11 protein-coding genes are annotated in these 17563 nt (G+C 47.4%); 2 read left to right on the top strand and 9 right to left on the bottom strand.

The genetic code is table 11. The features are described from left to right. Nucleotides 1–84: 84 nt before the first annotated feature. Entirely contained in the window at nt 85–3657 is a 3573-nt protein-coding gene (locus tag DXH47_RS08065) for a KxYKxGKxW signal peptide domain-containing protein (protein WP_129032843.1), read from the bottom strand. A gap of 266 nt (nt 3658–3923) precedes the next feature. Further along, nucleotides 3924–4781 carry an NAD(P)H-binding protein gene (locus DXH47_RS08070; RefSeq protein WP_129032844.1) on the bottom strand — a complete coding sequence of 286 codons (858 nt, stop codon included), beginning with the start codon at nt 4779–4781 and terminating at the stop codon, nt 3924–3926. Between the two features lie 238 nt (nt 4782–5019). On the opposite strand from DXH47_RS08070, the gene DXH47_RS08075 reads away from it, so the two are divergent. After that, nucleotides 5020–5763, top strand: coding sequence for an SDR family NAD(P)-dependent oxidoreductase (locus tag DXH47_RS08075; protein WP_129032845.1), 744 nt, complete (start codon nt 5020–5022; stop codon nt 5761–5763). A gap of 67 nt (nt 5764–5830) precedes the next feature. Here DXH47_RS08075 and DXH47_RS08080 read toward each other — a convergent pair whose 3' ends face one another. From DXH47_RS08080 to DXH47_RS08090, 3 genes are all read right to left on the bottom strand, one after another. Next, nucleotides 5831–6547, bottom strand: coding sequence for an SDR family oxidoreductase (locus DXH47_RS08080; protein ID WP_129032846.1), 717 nt, complete (start codon nt 6545–6547; stop codon nt 5831–5833). A 158-nt stretch (nt 6548–6705) separates the two neighbouring features. Next, the gene (locus tag DXH47_RS08085; RefSeq protein ID WP_129032847.1) at nt 6706–8841 is read right to left on the bottom strand and encodes a collagen-binding domain-containing protein; all 2136 of its coding nucleotides are present in this window, start codon (nt 8839–8841) and stop codon (nt 6706–6708) included. Between the two features lie 229 nt (nt 8842–9070). Continuing rightward, nucleotides 9071–11215, bottom strand: a complete 2145-nt coding sequence (locus DXH47_RS08090; protein ID WP_129032872.1) for a MucBP domain-containing protein — start codon at nt 11213–11215, stop codon at nt 9071–9073. Between the two features lie 495 nt (nt 11216–11710). Here DXH47_RS08090 and DXH47_RS08095 point away from each other — a divergent pair, with 495 nt between their 5' ends. Then, complete coding sequence (locus tag DXH47_RS08095) at nt 11711–12442, top strand: C40 family peptidase (RefSeq protein WP_129032848.1); 732 nt, start codon at nt 11711–11713, stop codon at nt 12440–12442. Between the two features lie 76 nt (nt 12443–12518). Here the strand turns inward: DXH47_RS08095 and DXH47_RS08100 are convergent, their stop codons facing one another. The 4 genes from DXH47_RS08100 to DXH47_RS08115 form a co-directional block, all read right to left on the bottom strand. Beyond that, nucleotides 12519–12947 (bottom strand): Spx/MgsR family RNA polymerase-binding regulatory protein, encoded by a 429-nt coding sequence (locus DXH47_RS08100; protein ID WP_129032849.1) that lies wholly within the window; start codon nt 12945–12947, stop codon nt 12519–12521. A 372-nt stretch (nt 12948–13319) separates the two neighbouring features. Next, nucleotides 13320–14864, bottom strand: coding sequence for a MucBP domain-containing protein (locus DXH47_RS08105; protein ID WP_129032873.1), 1545 nt, complete (start codon nt 14862–14864; stop codon nt 13320–13322). 92 nt (nt 14865–14956) lie between these two features. Continuing rightward, entirely contained in the window at nt 14957–15322 is a 366-nt protein-coding gene (locus tag DXH47_RS08110) for a hypothetical protein (RefSeq protein WP_129032850.1), read from the bottom strand. A 436-nt stretch (nt 15323–15758) separates the two neighbouring features. Beyond that, the gene (locus DXH47_RS08115; RefSeq protein ID WP_225423535.1) at nt 15759–17561 is read right to left on the bottom strand and encodes a glycoside hydrolase family protein; all 1803 of its coding nucleotides are present in this window, start codon (nt 17559–17561) and stop codon (nt 15759–15761) included. Nucleotides 17562–17563: the final 2 nt, after the last annotated feature.

Here is a 17563-nt window from a genome sequence, read left to right on the forward strand (position 1 = left end):
TCTTTGTTAAACTGATTCATAGGGGAAGACCTCCGTTGATTTGGTTTAGACGCTTATAATCATACGGGGAAGGTCTTCCCTTTTTCAATACTCATTTACACAAAATATTTTACACTCTCCTTCTGGTGATGTCACTTGACTACCGCCGGCCACATTTGTCGACGGTTGTTCATTTGGCTGACTCGGCGCGCCACCCGCTTCTGGTGATGTTGACTGGCCGCTGGCCACATTCGTCGCTAATTGATGCCCTGGCTGACTCGGTGCCGGTCCATTTGTTGCCGGTGATAACGGTTGACCGCTGCCCTCGGTTGACAACTGTTGATTACCTATCGTAATCGTCGTCCCCGAATTGTGATTCTGGTTGCTTATTGTTGGCGTCGTGTGAGTGGCTTCCTGATTCTTGTGTTTCATTATCGCTTGGCTAATTGTTAGTTGACCAGTACATTGTTGTAACTGATTAGCCCACTGCTGCAATTGTTCTTTCAAGGGGTGCGCAACATTTTTATCAGCTTCAAGTTGATCTAATACTTTATTCACTCCCGCTACCGATAAATGATATCGATAATTACCGATGTGCGTCCCGTCATCATCAACAGTCAAGTCGCTCGCTATAATTTTAATATCGGCCCCTTTTTTTCCATTTGACCAACTTGGCGTAAATTCAATATCTTGGAGTTGCTTGCTGACCGGCTGACCATCATAAACACCAGTTTGATTAATCCACGTTGGACGATTTAAAGTTACAGCTTGACGACAAGTAAACGTCACTGAAGCAGGATTTTTCGGATCAGAGCTTCCAATTACGTTTAGTTGCGGTTCAACGACCACCCAGCCTGGAGCAATTTCAGGAGTAGTAATAGTGGCTTCCTGTCCTTTTAAGGTATAACGAATTTCGGGTTGCTTGGCCATTGATGTTTTATCAAAAGCTCTTTGGCGTGCAGTATTAGCTGCTCGAATTTTTAAATTATCTCCATCCACTTTTAATATTTCAGATAATTTATTAGAAGTACGTTTTTTTAGATTGTCTGTTGCCGATTTAAACTTCAATATAATTTTGTCCAAAGCTAAATTATATCCCGCTACAAAAGGCCGCTCTACCTTAGAAGGGGCATCAGAAGAATCATCAAAATTTTGAAATTTTACCCCTGTCCCATCATCCATTGCGGACTGTCCAGCGTAACTTCCGGCTTCTTCAGGGCTTGGAATCAAACCAGGATTTATTGTTTTTGACAATGACTTTTGGTATCTATCATGTGCACAATCATACCCATTTTGATAAGCTCGCTGTGCTAAATCAATTTCTTGGTCAGCAGCTTCATCAAAGACTTCCGTCGCAATGGAGTTTAAATCCAAAGCCTTTATATATGCGTTGTTACCAAGAAGAAATTTCATATCCGATTCTGCCACTGCTAATCCGGCACTCTTTTTATTTTCATAATCATCTATGATAAATTTCCCATTTTCATTCTTGAAAGCACTACCACTATCTGCCCAAACCATTCCCGCATAAGCTGTATTCAGTGACATTAATTCAGAATACGTTCTTTGATAATCTCCTACCATGTACTTTTTCTCAGTTTTCAGATAATAATGATTTTGCTGTCTTTCTTGAATCCGATCCTGAATATCCTTGATATTTTTCGAACCTGAAAACATACCGTTCTTAAAGTCATTCAGATAATCAGTAGCTGCATCAAAAACGGCCTCATATTCAGCGTTATAAATTCCCAGAATGACTTTACGGGCACCAGAACTATCCCTTGTATATGGCATAATACCTTTGCCAAATTCATGTGGGACCGGTTTCTTATCTGGTTGTACCAATTGCTCTTCTTCCGTTGGAGATAACTCATATTCTTGAGTGCTATTACCAGCTGCCGTATCATTATTTTTCTCAGTAATGCTTGCAATAATTTTTTCAAACGATGGTTCTGCTTGTGAGTTCATAACTGCATGCAATGCATCTTTACTTGCTACAGACAAAATGTTCGCAATGACTTTGCGATACCATGAGTAACCGGCATCATGTGCAATTTTAGATAGTTTTTCTTTGCTTGGCTTGGAACCGTTCAATATACTTTCGGGGTGTATTACGTCATACTCGGTCGATTTTTGAATTTGATCTCCATGAAACATGCGGGTTAGCGCTTCATCAGCACCTTTTTCCCAATTAGTCTCAATAGCGTACTGTGCATTAGTACGAATCGCTGCGTAAACCTTTTGGATAATTAGTTTAGACACTACATCCGCCAAGCCCCATCTTTGAAGCGCTTTACCAAGATTTCCATTCAATTTAACGGCATCCGACAAGTTCTGAGGAGCATAATCATTTTTACCATCATCGGTAATACTACCGCCAATCGAACGAATATCGGACAATGCCTGGTGGGCAATCCCGTTAATAATTACCGGGGCCACTTCTGAAATATAAAAATTAATCGCATTGACTGTTTGCTGGACATCAGCGCGAACCGTACCATCCTTAGTCACTGGGGTATACCCTAAACCGGCATGCTCGGTATACTTCTGACCGATGCCAAATTCATTCTTTATCCATTTTTTAGTAAAATCACCATTCATATAAAATCCACCCGGGACACTAGCTCCTGCTAACTGTGTTGGATCATAACTAGCTGCATCGATTAACTGATTCGTGTTTTTTACAGTCTTCGACTTGTCCGTAATTCCATTGACCCATCCTGCTAGTTCTTTAGTGAATTCTTCCAGATAATGGGCGTAACCATTATTATAATCAAGATTCTTTACACGATTAAACTTTGAACCGTTCCAACTTGGTGTCTTGTAGGCGTCGTTTTGTTGGAAGGACCCGTTATTATAGTAAATATCCATTAGCTCAGACATACTCTTGATATTATCCGAAATACTGGAATCCAGTTGATTAATCGTAACGTTGACAGCACCAACTAATCCTGTGGCATCAAATCTTCCAACAATCCTACTAATATCAGTCTTAGCCGCACCCTCGCCTTTTGCAAATTGTTCACTCTCTGCTGGTTTTTGAGCCGCTATCGACGTCTTGATGGGTAACGTCCGTAACTGCTTACCCACCGTTTTTCTAGTAGTCGCTTTGACCGTCACTGTTGATTGTGACACCACCCGCAATGGCTGACTAGCCGCTACTGGTAGCGCTGTTGCCATTGGGCTTTCCGTTTTAGCCGCTGAACTCAAAGTTGTCGCACTCTGACTAGCCACGGGGGCTGTAGGTGATTGAACCGCTTGATTCTCCTGCTCTACCGCTTGGCTCTGGGGTGCTTTCGTCTGGTCATTTTCCTGACTGTTCGTCTGGCTCTCACTAGTGACGTCCGTTTGACTAGTCACCTGACTCTCGTCGCTAACGCTAGTTTCACTGGTCGATTGCTCACTTGTCGATGTCTCGGTAGCACTTTGCGACGACACCGGAATGGTGGCACTTTGCTGCGTCGCGGTCACCTCATCGGGCGCGACCGTTTTGCTGGCCCCTTTGGTGATGGTCTGGGCCTTGGCCACCGTCGTCATGGCGGTGCCGCCACCTAACAACCCACTAACGATTGAGATCCCCGCCACTAGCCAACGTCTACCTGCTTTATACAGTTTAAAATGCGTCTTCGTTTGTCCCTGCAACAACTCAGTTTGCTTCTTTTGGCTTAATCCTTTCATGGTGTGTGCCCCTTTTCCTCACCTATTTCCCCCTGATAATACCACGTTTTAAACGAAATGGTTAATACTATTAATTATAATTATTTTTATAAGCCGCACTATAAAATAATTAATGATTCCAGGGCTGTTGTTGATGGAGAACACACGTGATAATTAGTGATGCCACAATCAGTTCGTCAATAATCGACCAAATTCCGGGACCCTGTGTCCCTAAAAATAAGTCCCGCTGACTACCACGTTCTAGCAGTCAACGGGACTTATTTTCGTTATTTCGCTAAGGCCGCCGTCAAAAAGTCCGGCAAACTCCGGGCAGGATGACCCATGATTTGGCGGTAATCATCGGTCACCGTCGCCAGTAAGCCCTGCGCCCCACCGGCGTACATCGAGGCCAACATGGCGCCCTCGTTGCCCTGGTTGTACATCTCAGCAAATTCGCTTAGCGTGACCGGGGCGTAACCAATCGCATGCCCACTGACTTGGCTCAAGACTTGGGCCAACGCCGGCATGGTGTACGACCGCGTTTGTGTCAAGGTGTAAGTCGCTTGGGTCCACAGGCTCGGTGTGACCGCTACTTTGGCGAAGGCCGCGGCACTATCTTCCAGGCTGATGAAGCTCAATGACGCGTCCCCCATGGGATAGATGACGTTTTGCCGGTCAATCAATTCTGGTAAGTACGGTACCAGCGGATCGGCGTACAGGGCGTTGCGAATCAGCGTAAACGGAATCTGCGTCTGCGCCAACCGTCGCGGCACGTAGCCGTAAAAAGCCGACAACGTGAAGGGGTTGGTCGCCTGGTCGGCAATGAAGCCCATCACGATCAACTGCTTTAAATTGGCCTGCTCAGCGGCAGTCACCACGCGTTCAAACTCTTCGACCCGGCTCAAACTGGTGTGGCTCTTGCTGGGGATATAGATGACCACGTCAGCAGCGTTGAATGCCGTCGTCAAGGTCTGTGGGTCCTGGTATTCCAGTGGGTAGTTCACCATCCCCGCCGCGACCAAATCAGCCGCCTTGGCCGGTGTGTGCACGCCCACCGCGATGTCCTTCGGGGCCACCAGTTGGGCCAATTGGTGCGCCACTGCTCGGCCTAAGTGGCCCGTGGCGCCCGTAATCAGATATTGCATCCACAAAACTTCCTTTCGATTTATGTCCTTCCTTATAGTGTCCCATTTTTTCTCACCACTGCCAATTCTTTAGTCCCCTGTCTAGGCCAATTAGTGGGCTAACCATTCCCCCGCTGGACTAGTCAGCCGCTTCCTGGCGCTTTCTCATGGCTCTCTTAGGACGGTTTAACGGTTTGCTTAGACCTTTCTTACATCACCGTGTTTAAATAAAGATGAATTCAATAAGGGAGTGATTTATATGGGTCAACAATTAGCGAACCAAGTTATGTTAGTCACGGGTGCTGGGTCCAAAATAGGCCGCCAATCCGCCACGTTACTGGCGCAATCCGGCGCTAAAATCGTTGCCGCCGACCTCAAAAGTGACGCGCTCACCCGCACGGTGACGACACTCAAAGCGGCGGGCTACGATGCCATCGCGGTGCCTACCAACACGCTCGTGGCCAATGACGTCAACTATCTGGTCACCACGGCCAAGCAACACTTTGGTCGGTTGGACGGGCTGATCACTCATGCTGGGTTACCCGACCACCTAATTGCCCCAGAGACCTTCGGCGACAAGCTGTGGGATCAAGTCACCGCCATCAACACGGCGAGTGTTCGCTTGATCACCCAAGCCGTCACCCCCCTCTTTTCCGACCAACAGCACGGCATCATCGTCAACGTGGCCACGGTCGGTCCCGTGACCGATGACCAAGCCCAAACGGCCTACACCGCTACGAAACGAGCCGTCACGACCCTCACCAAGCGCTTGGCTCACCAAACGGCCAAGCAAGGCCTACGGGTCAACGCCATCACGCCGGGCGATATCCAAGCCGATATCGTGGAACCATTACGGGTGCATGAAGCTCAAGTAGCCGGCGACCTCAAAGTCGTCACTAAGACCAGTGACGCGGTCGCCCAAGCAGTCCTGTTTTTGGCCTCAGAACGGTCTCACGACGTCAACGGCATGGTCATGGCCGTTGACCGTGGCTGGACCCACTAATCTCAAAACTTTAATCAATCACATAAGGCCCCGACAACGTTCTTGTCGGGGCCTTTTCACTGTCATTTTACAAGTCTATCCCGCCATCGACCGCCAAGACCTGGCCGGTCACGAAGCCGTTTTGTAATAAGTAGAGGTAGGCCGCGGCCACTTCTTCGACCGTACCGGTGCGCTTCAACGGAATCGACGCACTCATAGCCTGTTGTTGGGCCTTGATTTGTTCGGGCGTCAGTTTTCGCCACAAGCCCGTGGGCGTCCAGGTCGGGGCCACCGCGTTGACCCGGTAATTGGGCGCCAGTTCGACGGCCAACCCCGCTACCAAAGTATTGATGGCCTGGTTACCAATAATCGCCCCGGAGGCGTCGTAAGGGTGACCACCAGCCCCCGAGGTCAGCGTCAGGCTCCCGTGGTCGTTCAGGTGTTTGACCGCAATCTGGGCCAGCTGGAGGTTGGCGAAGAACTTATCCTCGATGGCTTGACGAATTGCGGCGACCGAGTTGTCCAAAAAACCGCCACCCATCGCACCACCGAGAAACGAGATGATGTGGTCAAAGGCCGGTGCCGTGGCAAAAAAGTCACGCAACGCCTGCGGGTCCTGCGCATCCAACGCCGCCGTGGTCACGGCCGAACCAGCCGCTAAGCGGTCTTGAGCGTGCTGCAAGCGTTCGGCGTTGTGGCCAATCAAATAAACGTCCGCTCCCGCGGCCACCACGCGCTGAGCCACCGCGTAACCGAAACCGGAACTCCCGCCCACGATAAGAATGGTTTGCTGATCTAGTGTCATCCAATGACCTCCTTTAGTCTTAAGCTCATTGTAGTCCAATTGCCGTTAAATCACCTGGTTAAAAGTTTTCTGAAATTCAAGCGCGTCGGGTTTCTCCCCAATATACGGGTAAACAAAACGGTCGCCGCCTCTTAGCGTCGACCGTTTTTCGTTCGAGTTTAATCTTGTTGGTGCTTCTTACGCCGGAACCAACCGCCAGCTAACCCACTGGCTAAAGCTAAGCCCAGTAGTTGCGCCCAGTTGTTCGGAGCTTCGCCCGTTTGTGGCAAACCGGTACCAACGCCAGTGCCATTGCCGGTTCCCGTACCGCGACCTAACGCAGCCAAGAACTTCTGTTCAAGCGCCTCTAGCTTGGCAGCCAGTGCGGTATCACCTTCGGCTTTTGCCTTAGCAATAGCTGTTTGCAAGTCATTCAACGTCTCTTTTTCTTGTGCCACAGACTCATCGGCGGCCCACTCTTCTTCGAAGTCCTCAACGATATCGTCATCGTCTTCGTGCTGGTGCTCGTAAGTTAACTCCTCTTCTTCATCGGGTGCTTCAGTCCCGGGTTCTTCAGTACTTGGCATCTCCACGTCAATTCCTGGTAACGGCACGGCAATTTGCGGATCATCCTCATCTTCGTCCGTGTCGTCCTCACCTTCGTTATTATCTTCGTCCCCGGTATTGTCTTCGTCGTTGTCATCTTCATCGTTGTCGTCTTCGTCATCGGTCTCCGAAGTTTGGTTATCTTGGAGGTCCCACCGATGCGTTTCGGCGTTGACGATGACTTTATCGGCGATGATATTACCGTCAATATTCTGGTTAGTTTCAATCGTTGCGGACGGTGCTAACATGCTACCTTGGAACGGCCGGTCCACGTGAATCGTGCCGGTGTATTGTAAGTCATCGGCTGTCCGGTCGACAAAGTTCCACAAGAGGTGGTTGTCCCCAAAGTCTTCGGTTTCCTTGTTGTCCCGTTCGGTGCCGTCACTGTAAATAACTTTGATTTGCGAGGTGATGGTGTAATCGTCTTCACCACCGGTATCGACGTTGATGATGATGGTATCCCCATCGGCATCGGGTGACACGCCTTTGATGGTTAGCGGCGTGCCACTTTGTAAGACTTCCGGCGATAGATTGATGACGATGCGACCATTCTCGTCGGGCGTCATATCGCTTACGTCAATGACCCGGTTGTTTTGATCCGAGAAATCTGCTGAGGTGTAATCCTTCACGCTTGGTAGTTCCGCAAAGGCCTTATTCTTTTCGCGTAATTTAGCGAATTCCGCGTCGAAATCTATGTAGGTTTGTCCGTTTTGATCTTGGAAAATTTCCGATGCGAGCAGATGGTCAATTGAAACCCCGTTGACCGTAGGCCGGTTGGGGTCACTGATATCAATCGTGACGTTTTGACCAAAAATAACCTTGTTATACCGTGTATCCCCACTCGATACAAAGGAACTATTGGCGATATTATTGATATTTTGAATGTAAGAAATGTCTTTGTCCAGGAGTTCTTCGATGATGTTGGTGCCGAAGTTGACGTTCCCCGTCAAGTATTGCACGGCCAAATTGCCGTTCGTGTGGGCGTTTAATTCCGCTTCTCGGGCAAAGATGTGAAAGACCGAGGAAATCCCCAGTAAGTTGTCATCATCGATGTTGGGAAAATCGTCATAAACGCTGCCACCGGATTGGATGTCACTATCAGCTTCCGGTTCCACTGCCGCGGTAGTTGCAGCAGTTGCCGCCGTTGATGCAGCTGTCGCTTCCGTTGATGAATCCGTCGACGAATCTGTCGCGCTATCGTCACTGGTCGAATCCTCATCAGTCACGTCCAATGAAGCCTTCGCAATTCCGGCATGGTCATCAGTGGTGGTTGTCGTCGCGTCACTATCAGACGTTGTCGTCGCTTGGTTAGTGGTAGTGTCAGCGCTATCATCGGTGTCCGTCGTGTTCGCTGTTGACGTCTCGGTCGTTTGCGCTGCCGAAGTACTCTTGGTCGCATTCGACTCGTTAGTCGCATCGGTTTTGCTTGAGCTTTCAGTAGAACTCTGTTGGTCGGTGCTAGAGCTGTTACGACTACTGTCACTGCTGCTGTCAGCGCTACTACTATTACTATCAGAGCTACTGCTACTACTACTGCTGTTCTCACTACTACTCGATGACGAAATGACTGCCGATTGAGTCGCCGTACTCGATGAACTATCCGCATGCACAACGGTCGCGGGTACACCTACGGCCAACATCACCGCGCAGGCAAAGACCCACCGACGACCACTTTTATACATCTTAAAATGCGTTCGTTTAGTTTCCATACTAAGTACTCCCTACCTTTCTCAAACGATTACATCTCTATTTTGGGCCTAGTTTGGTCAACATTCAACATGATATCGAAAAATATTTTATTTTTAAATAGATAATCTAGTTATCCATTTTTAGATATTACGGTTTACTGGACTAGCGACACGCAAAAACGGGAGCCATAAGACCAGCCGCACAATTTTCATCGCATGGCTGATACGGTGGTTCCCGTCTGTTTAAAATTTAGTCGTTGTCCGTATAACGCTGGTTAACCCAAATCAGGCCACCCGCCAAAAGACCAGCGGCGCCCAACCAGGCCATTAACTGTCCTGAAGTTGCATTAGTCTGTGGCAACTTTCCGGTCGCAGGCCCCTGAGACGTGAAGATAATTGAGGTCGGCACTAACGTGGGGATCGGCATCTCGGTTGCTGTCGTCCCGGCTGGCTGAAACGGTGTCGGTTGCTGGTGCAAAAGCGGCAGCAAAGGCGGTTGTTGGTTATCCCAGATGCCTAGCGGGGGCGTCTCTGATTCCTGAATGGTACTCGAGCCATTCGTCATACTACTTGTGCTGCTGGAACTACTGGTACTGGAATTGCTGGTACTCAAGTTACTAGTTGCATTTGGATTACTAGCGCCAGAGCTACCAGGCAAATTAATCGTCTCTTGCGAATTATCGGGATTGGGGTCATCAGTCACATTGACTGTATTAGTCGCATTTGAATCATCGGTATCAGAACCATCTGGCGTATTAGTCGTGTTACCCGTAGTCGAATCATCGGGATTGGAGTCATCTGGCGTATCACCTGTGTTATCCGTAGTCGAATCATCAGGATTAGAACCATCTGGCGTATTGGTCGTATTATCCGTGTTCGAATCATCGGGATCAGAACCATCCGGCGCATTAATCGTGTTATCCGTGTTCGAATCATCGGGGTCGGAACCATCCGGTGTATTGCCCGTGTTATCCGTAGTCGAACCATCAGGATCAGAACCATCCGGCGCATTAATCGTGTTATCCGTGTTCGAATCATCGGGGTCGGAACCATCCGGTGTATTGCCCGTGTTATCCGTAGTCGAACCATCAGGATTAGAGCCATCTGGCGTATTGGTCGTATTATCTGTAGTCGAATTATCGGGGTCGGAACTATCCGGCACATTACCGTCCGTATCCCCACTAGGGGCGTCCGGCTGGGGAACAATCACCGGTGCATCCCTGGCATAGACGTAGGTAACAGTCTGCGGCTTATCGGTGAAGGTTCCTGTTGTTTGCCCGGAAATTTTCTTTAAATAGTACCCCGTAAATTTTTTCGATTTCGTGGCGTAGGTTTTTCCCACCAATCCTTGAATCACTTCTGGCTCTTCCAAGTCCTGTCCCACCATATCTTGATAGTGCACCGTGACTGGTCCGGCGGCTAATGCATAGGGTTGAATAACCGTAAAAATCTGATCCTTACTCTGACCCATCAGATAATAATAATCTGGTAACGGCCGTAAATTGGGTCCAGTAATTCCGGGTTTTTGATCCAAAATAATATTAATATCAAGCCCACCGTGGCCATCCGGTACTGCGTGGCCGCCAAAAAAATAGGATGACTTAATTACCCCTTCCGTCCCAGTTGCAACTGGCGCGTGGTAATAATGGATTTGCGTCAAGGGGTCAAGTTGGTCCCCCGGTAAGTGAAAATTGCCTTCCATGTGGGCAGTCCGAGCTTTTTGATTAATTGTTGTACGCGGTCTGAAAATTAACTGGTTGGTCATCTCCAACGTTGCGTATTGTCCCTGTGACAATTTAGAAAAATCTTCAATCTGGTTGTCCCTTAAATCCAGACTTGTCACGTTTTTTAATTCTTTCAGCGGCGTCACGTCCTTGATCCGGTTGTTTTTTAAGTCGATGCGCCATAAGAATTGTAAATTCTTTAACGGCGATACATCGACCACGTCGCCGAACCAGTGCTCTGTCGGACCTTGAAACCCCATCCCAATGTTGATTGTCTTTAAATTGGTCGCGTATTGCAGACCTTCCAATGAGTACTCGCTGGTCCCGTCAATGTAGGCGGTTTGGCGATCCACAACGTCATTCAACTTCTCAAGGCTCTCCTTCGTAAGGCCCGAAACATCATCTTCCGGAGCTTTCCCCACCTTTTGAAGACCTGCTAAAACGGCTTTTTGCAAGCGCTTGTTTGGCATCCAACTGTCCACCGATTCCGGCTCAGACGTTGGTTGTGTGCGCGCAGTGACCTGTGACGTCATCATCGTTGCGGTCTTAATCGCCGCATCAGCCGTTACGCCCGTTAGGCTACTCCAACACCCAACGGTCAGGCTCAGGGCAATCACATAGCGTGACCACCGGTAACGGCATAATTGGCTTAATGTGGCGGTAATGTTCATAGTCGGCTCCCCCTCCGAGTCTTTAGCTGTAAAATTAAGCAATTAAATTGCAAAATACAGCTAATAACTTACCAGCTCCCCTCAATTGCGTCTATCGTTTTCGTAGATTCGCATTCAGGTATTCCCATTTAAGCCATGATCTTTACTACGAAAAACGTGGGCTAAACACTGATATATCGGCTATTTGCCTTCTTAATTCAACTCCATTTCACCCACACATGACATCCCAAAATAACGGCATTTATGACCGAATTGCTTTTTAAAATTGCTTATCTCCCTACCTCATAAACTACTAACCCGCTTAACTCAGCCCGTCCCGTAACCTTAACGTTAACTTAAAATGTGACAACAATGCCACTAAGTATGACAAGTCAAACTCAAAGCGTCATCACATTGATATTTATCTGCAATTCTCCTGTAAAACCAATGGTCTATCTTAGATAGTATACACAAGCGAGGATTATCAGACTTACATAATTAAGGGATGGCTTATTAATGAAGATCAAACAACTTAGTTTAACAATCGCGGCAGCCGCAGCCTTTTTACCCATCTGGGGATTAACGACCACGGCTTCTGCCAATAGCACCAACGTGATTAACAGTACCAGTAAGATGACTGATACTAAATACGTGCGGAAGAGCGCTACGGGTTGGACTTACAACCTAAGCGGCACTAAGAAGAACATGAAGTTCGGTAAAAAGACTCACTACTTAAAGAATTACCCGCACACCACTTGGCATGCCACCAAGAAGCGCTACATCACCAAGAAGAACGGTGTGAAGTACTTGTACTACTACGTCACCAATGGTCGTAAGACCGCTTCTGGTTGGATCTGGCACGGTTACTTGAAGAAGTCTAAGACTTACGCCTCCATCAAGAAGGTCGCTACGGCGCAATTGGGTAAACCCTACGTTTACGGTGCCAACGGCCCAAGTTCCTTTGACTGCTCTGGGTTCACCAAGTACGTCTTCAAAAAGGCGATTGGGAAAACAATTCCCCGGACGGCACAATCCCAATACAATTCTTACAAACACGTGAGCGCCAAGAACGCTAAAGCCGGCGACCTAATCTTCTTCGGAACCAGCAAGAAAAACATCACCCACGTGGGGATTTACAAGGGAAGCCACAAGATGATCGATGCGCAATTGCGTGGGGTCGTCAACGAAGCCACCAACGTTTCCTGGTGGAACACGGTCGGCTACTCTCGCCCAGCTTCCTTAGACTAAGACAAGTTTCATCATAATAAGCCAAAAAAGCGTGCGACTCGACAATTCGTCAAGTCACACGCTTTTTTCATCTATTCTATGCTGGTGTCACGTTCAAGGACTTCTTGGTCCCGTTTAAAATCTTAAAGAAGCTCGCCAGTTCCTTCTTCCGGTAAGAGGCCGGCACGAATTCCCGAATGGTTTCGAGGTCGAACCCAGTGGCCAATTTATTGCGATCGACCACAATGGGGTTCTTTAGAATTCCTGGATTGGTCTGGAGTAACTCGACCAGGTCATTCATCCCCATATCCTGAACGGATGTCGGGAGTGCCTTGTAGGCTTTGGACCGCGTGGAAATTAAATCGTCGGTCCCGTCGACCGTCAAGGATAACATGTATAGGATTTCGTCTCGAGTCAACGGCTGTTTTTTAATATCGCGTGCCGTGAAGATTGCGTCGTGATTTGCTAGCCACTTCATTGCTTTCGTGACAGCGGTTGTTTTAGCATGAAAATACATTTTAATCATAGAATCGCCCTCCAATGATGTGCTTGTCGATGAGGTACCTGAGATTTTAGCACTCTTTTGTTTGAGTGCTAATTTATGTTAATAATTGTACACCACAATCGGCGATGATGAAACCCATTAGGCTTAACTAAGTAAGGTTTAACCTTTTCGCAAAAAAATTTGGCGCCAATTTTGGCTTTCTCAGTAGTCTAACTCAACTTTAGCAGGCAAATCGGAGAACTTCGTGCTGGAAACATGAAGATTTCTTGAAGATGTGGTGGGAAACGTTTTGGGATGCGTGGAATTGGCTTGAGATCAGCCACTAATCTACACCTCACGACTAAAAATGAGTCAGTAGAAAATGCACTACTGGCTCACTAAAATCTAAACTTTTTAATTGCGATGCCGCCAGAACACCCAGCTAACACTACTAAGTAATGCGGCTCCTAGAATCTGTAGCCAACTCGTCTCTTGCCCATTAGTCTGTGGCAACTTCGGTTGAAGTGTCGCTACTGATAGCTTTACCACTTGTCCATTTCGCTGGTGAGAGGTCAAGCGATAGAGAGTCCTATGTGTCGGTGTGATACCAGATCGATGTGCCGGCGTTGCTGGCCCGGTCGTTTGTGGTCGCGGTTTTGGCTGTTTGGGCTTTTGCGGTCGCTGGCCACTATCACCGTTTCCCTTGGGGATTTTCTTAGTAGACGTAGTAGGCTCAATAGGCTGATACGTATAGATGACCGTTTGTGGCATTGGCGTAAAATACCCTTGTTCATTTTGTGGTTCACGTAGTAGTTGATACCGACTTAAAGTCAATTCAGGAGCTAAATAGGTATCACCAACTAGCCCCGTCAAGACTTTATCCGGGGCGATAATTTGGCCCATATTATCTAGATACTGAACTGTCACTTGGCCAGATTCTTCTGATATTGTATTTTCTTGTACCGTAGAAGTCGATATCGGTACAGTATGGCCTATAATTTGGGGGATAAACGTTGGATTTTCTATGGGGAATGGTACAACAGTGTATGGAATATAAAAATAAAAATCGTCTTCATTTTTAGCTCTAAGCCACACCCTAAAATAACTTTTTATTCCTGGTTTTTTATCATGGTTAGTAATGTTAAGCTTCATTTCACCTCCATCCCTTTCAATTGTCACGTCATTATCATCGATATTAGGACGTTCATCATCACTCATAACAGAACTATTCACATATGTATTAGTATTACTATCAATTTCATTTTTATCATCTACATTCACTATTTTCGGAAGTGCAATGCTTACTTTTTCTCCTACATGAATAACTATAGGATTCATTTCAACATATGATGACCCTTCTACGTTAAACAAACTCACAGAATTATTCCGAATGCATTTAAATTCAGAAAAATCTAAGATACTGTTTCTCTGAAAAAATAAATTTACTGTGTTTTTGGCGTCTTCCCAAGCCCACTTGATTGGTAAAAGACTGGTAATACTTTGTCCTTGAAGACTAATTGTTCCTTCACCTAAATTCTTCAAATTTGCTAATGGTTTAACACTAGTAATTAATCCATATTGTGCATAATAATTACGCTTTAATCTCATAATTTCAGTCTGTATCCACGGATTAGTAGACTGTGCATTACGATTACACCAATCTTTAAGTAGCGTATTACTAATATTTATATCCAACCGCTCCAAACTAGTAGCTTTTTCAAGCCCTTCTAAGCTTTTAATTTGTAAAATGTTGGTGATATAATCTGGATTTTTATCAAGAGTATCATATTCTTCCAAAACTACTAACCTACTTAAAACAGCCGGTGTAATATCACTCACTTTAGTGATACCGGGAAATTCACCTGCATTGTTTTTACTATCTTGAACGCTAGTATATCCTCCTTTGTTTTCCGCCATAATTGCACTCAACACAAACTTCTGTAAATGTTTATCCGGCATCCATTGATCTATTGAAGGCTGCTTGGAATCAACCTTCCCCCCTGGTGAGGTTACCGGTGGTTGCGGCTGATTCCCTATTTTTTTAATGACCTCTAACGACCGTACCTTAGGTTCTGGAGTTGGCTCTTTGGGGTTTTCAATGTCTTCTTTTTTGCTGGCATCGCTGGCATATCAGTCAGTGGTTGTTTCGTTGATTGGTCGGGTACCGTTGTTTCTGATGACGTAGCCACAGTGGTGGAATCCACTCCCACTAGGTCCTTATCATCTGTCGTTACCGGTTTATCTGGCACCGTTGCTGGTGTCTTCGCTGGTTCGACTTTCTCCGTTGTGGTCGGTGCCGTTTCCGTAGTGACGTCAGTTGCCGACTGCTGTTCCAGCGGCGCATCGGTTGCTTTAGCGGGGGTTGGTGCTGGCGTCACAACTGCCGCTTCTTGTGGTACCGTTGCGGCGTGTCCCACTACGCTACTCCCCCCTGCTAAGACTAACCCAATTGTCACTAAACTAGCCGATGCCCACATCCTTGGATCACTATTTGTTCGCTGTGTCTCCCGCCTAACTCCCATTCCTGATTGCCTCCGTCTCTCGTTGAAACAGCTCTGCTTAAGTTACTTCAACTATAGCGAGTTTATGCAAACTAACAAGTGACAACATTTTAGAAAACTAATTCCATTTCAGCTAAGAAAAAGCCGATACAACAGCATTTATAATCGATGCACACGAGAGTGGCTGTGACCTTCTCACCCGAAATACCAATTATTTTATACAATTGTCGTATACTTCAAATCGTAACTATCCCCCTGCTATCTACGAAAACAAGTCTCACCCCACCCCCGAAAAAGCCGAAAAAAATAGCATCCCGCTATCCGCGAGATGCTATTTTCAGTTCAGTCTAGGTTACGAATCCAAATCAAACGCTCCGGCCCGGGTCCACAACCCGTTCTTCATTTGGTAATAAACGGTCTGGTGACCATTGGAGTCCGTCCGGTAAGCCCGGTGGGTAATCGTAACCCGCCGTTCTGAGATGTTAGCCGTGGTGCCCTTTTGCTTGGCTAAAAGAGAATCATCGAAGACCCGGTTGTAGACGGGGTAAATCTTCATCAGGTTTAATTCCCGGTCGTACTCTTCAGTTTCAATCTTGTCGAACTGTAAAGCCCCTTTCCGGATCCAGTACTTCGTGGTCGAGTTCTTAGAGAAACGAATTCGGTACCATTTGCCCGTATCGGCGTTGGCCCGCATATCCAAGTAGACCCGCTTGTTCTTGAGCTTCTTCCAGTTGAAGGTCACGATGTTCCAGTTCTTGTGCCCCCGGACATGATTGTACAGCGAGTATTTCTTGAAGTTGCTCTTCAACTGAGCGTGTTGCGTGTTCAGCCCACCATAGTACTTTTCTTCCTTGTTGGTCTGCTTACGCTTCTTTAACTTCTGGGTCGGCTTCTTTTTATCTGGTTTCATGGTCGTTTCGGTGATTGGCTTTTGGGCCGTGACCGTCGTCGTGATAGGGTCCACGACCTTGACGTCGTTATCCGTGATCTTGATGCCCGCACTCGTCAACGGGAAGTTCCCTTGAACGAACGGAATCCCCTTCGTCTGCGTGTTGATGTCGTTATGGCTGATGTTCACGTTCGTCATCGGATTAGTCGTATCCTTGCTGTCCAAGTAAACGTACTGCTTGGTCGGGTTGACGTTGGTGAACGTGTTGTCGGTAATGTTCAAGTTCGTCATGTCATAATCCGCCTGTGAATTGTACAAGTAGATGTAGTTTCCGGATCCCAAAACGTGCTGGTTGATAAACTTGTTGCCCGTGATGTACAGGTCCGAGACACACTTGAAGTGAATCGTAGCGACCCCGTCACCGAGAAACGGCTTCGGATCGACCACCGTGTTGTTGGTAAAGTACACGTTATGGATGATGCCGGCTTGGCCTTTCTTATAGACCGCGTGCTCCCCAATCGGGTTCGGCGCATAAGATTGGACCTGGCCGGACTCCCGGGAGACCGGTAAGAACTGGTTATTGTCGACCGTGACATCGTACGACGGTAAATTATCGTACTTGTCACCGGCCAGCTTGTGCGACATGGCTTTCTTGTTCGAGTAATCGACCTGGATGGCTTCCTTGAAGTCCATCGAACCGTTGAATCCAGTAAAAACAGAATTCTTGACGGTCACGTTATGGCTCCCGTCAATATCAATGTAGTGTCCGGTCGGCGACTCGGCATTGTCAAAGACACAATTGTTGAATTTGACGTTTTGCGCATGGTGAATGCTTTGGACAAAGACACTCTGACCCGCGGCGGTGTTGTCCCCCTGGAAAGTCGCCCCGTTCCAGGTAATGTCGTTGATTCCACCGTTATAACCGGCTTTCGGACTCGGGTACGCGATGTTTAGGCGTTGGCCATCGGTGATCCGGAACACGGCGCCCTTATCAAACTTAAATTTTAAATTCGAATGCAGCTTGATGGTCCCCGAATTGAACACGTAAGTCCCCTTTGGCACGTGGACCGTCACTCCATCGCTGTTGGTCCACTTATTGATCATAGCCTGAAATGCCGCGTTGTTAATGGTCTTCGCATTTCCGCTCATCCCCTGGTGAACTGCATTAACTGTTGTCGATGCGTGAGCAGTCATGGGTGCGGCGAAACCGCTCCCAAAAATGGCCAGACTAAGTGCCGTCATCCCCATGGTAACGGCGGTTAGCAAAT

It is taken from the genome of Levilactobacillus suantsaii (genome assembly GCF_004115745.1).
GTDB lineage: Bacteria > Bacillota > Bacilli > Lactobacillales > Lactobacillaceae > Levilactobacillus > Levilactobacillus suantsaii.

Bases quoted from the DNA above. Each gene is read 5' to 3' on its own strand.
- DXH47_RS08070 (WP_129032844.1), bottom strand. From the start codon at position 4,781: ATGCAATATCTGATTACGGGCGCCACGGGCCACTTAGGCCGAGCAGTG.
- DXH47_RS08105 (WP_129032873.1), bottom strand. From the start codon at position 14,864: ATGCCGGATAAACATTTACAGAAGTTTGTGTTGAGTGCAATTATGGCG.
- DXH47_RS08080 (WP_129032846.1), bottom strand. From the start codon at position 6,547: ATGACACTAGATCAGCAAACCATTCTTATCGTGGGCGGGAGTTCCGGT.
- DXH47_RS08100 (WP_129032849.1), bottom strand. From the start codon at position 12,947: ATGATTAAAATGTATTTTCATGCTAAAACAACCGCTGTCACGAAAGCA.
- DXH47_RS08075 (WP_129032845.1), top strand. From the start codon at position 5,020: ATGGGTCAACAATTAGCGAACCAAGTTATGTTAGTCACGGGTGCTGGG.
- DXH47_RS08090 (WP_129032872.1), bottom strand. From the start codon at position 11,215: ATGAACATTACCGCCACATTAAGCCAATTATGCCGTTACCGGTGGTCA.
- DXH47_RS08065 (WP_129032843.1), bottom strand. From the start codon at position 3,657: ATGAAAGGATTAAGCCAAAAGAAGCAAACTGAGTTGTTGCAGGGACAA.
- DXH47_RS08095 (WP_129032848.1), top strand. From the start codon at position 11,711: ATGAAGATCAAACAACTTAGTTTAACAATCGCGGCAGCCGCAGCCTTT.
- DXH47_RS08085 (WP_129032847.1), bottom strand. From the start codon at position 8,841: ATGGAAACTAAACGAACGCATTTTAAGATGTATAAAAGTGGTCGTCGG.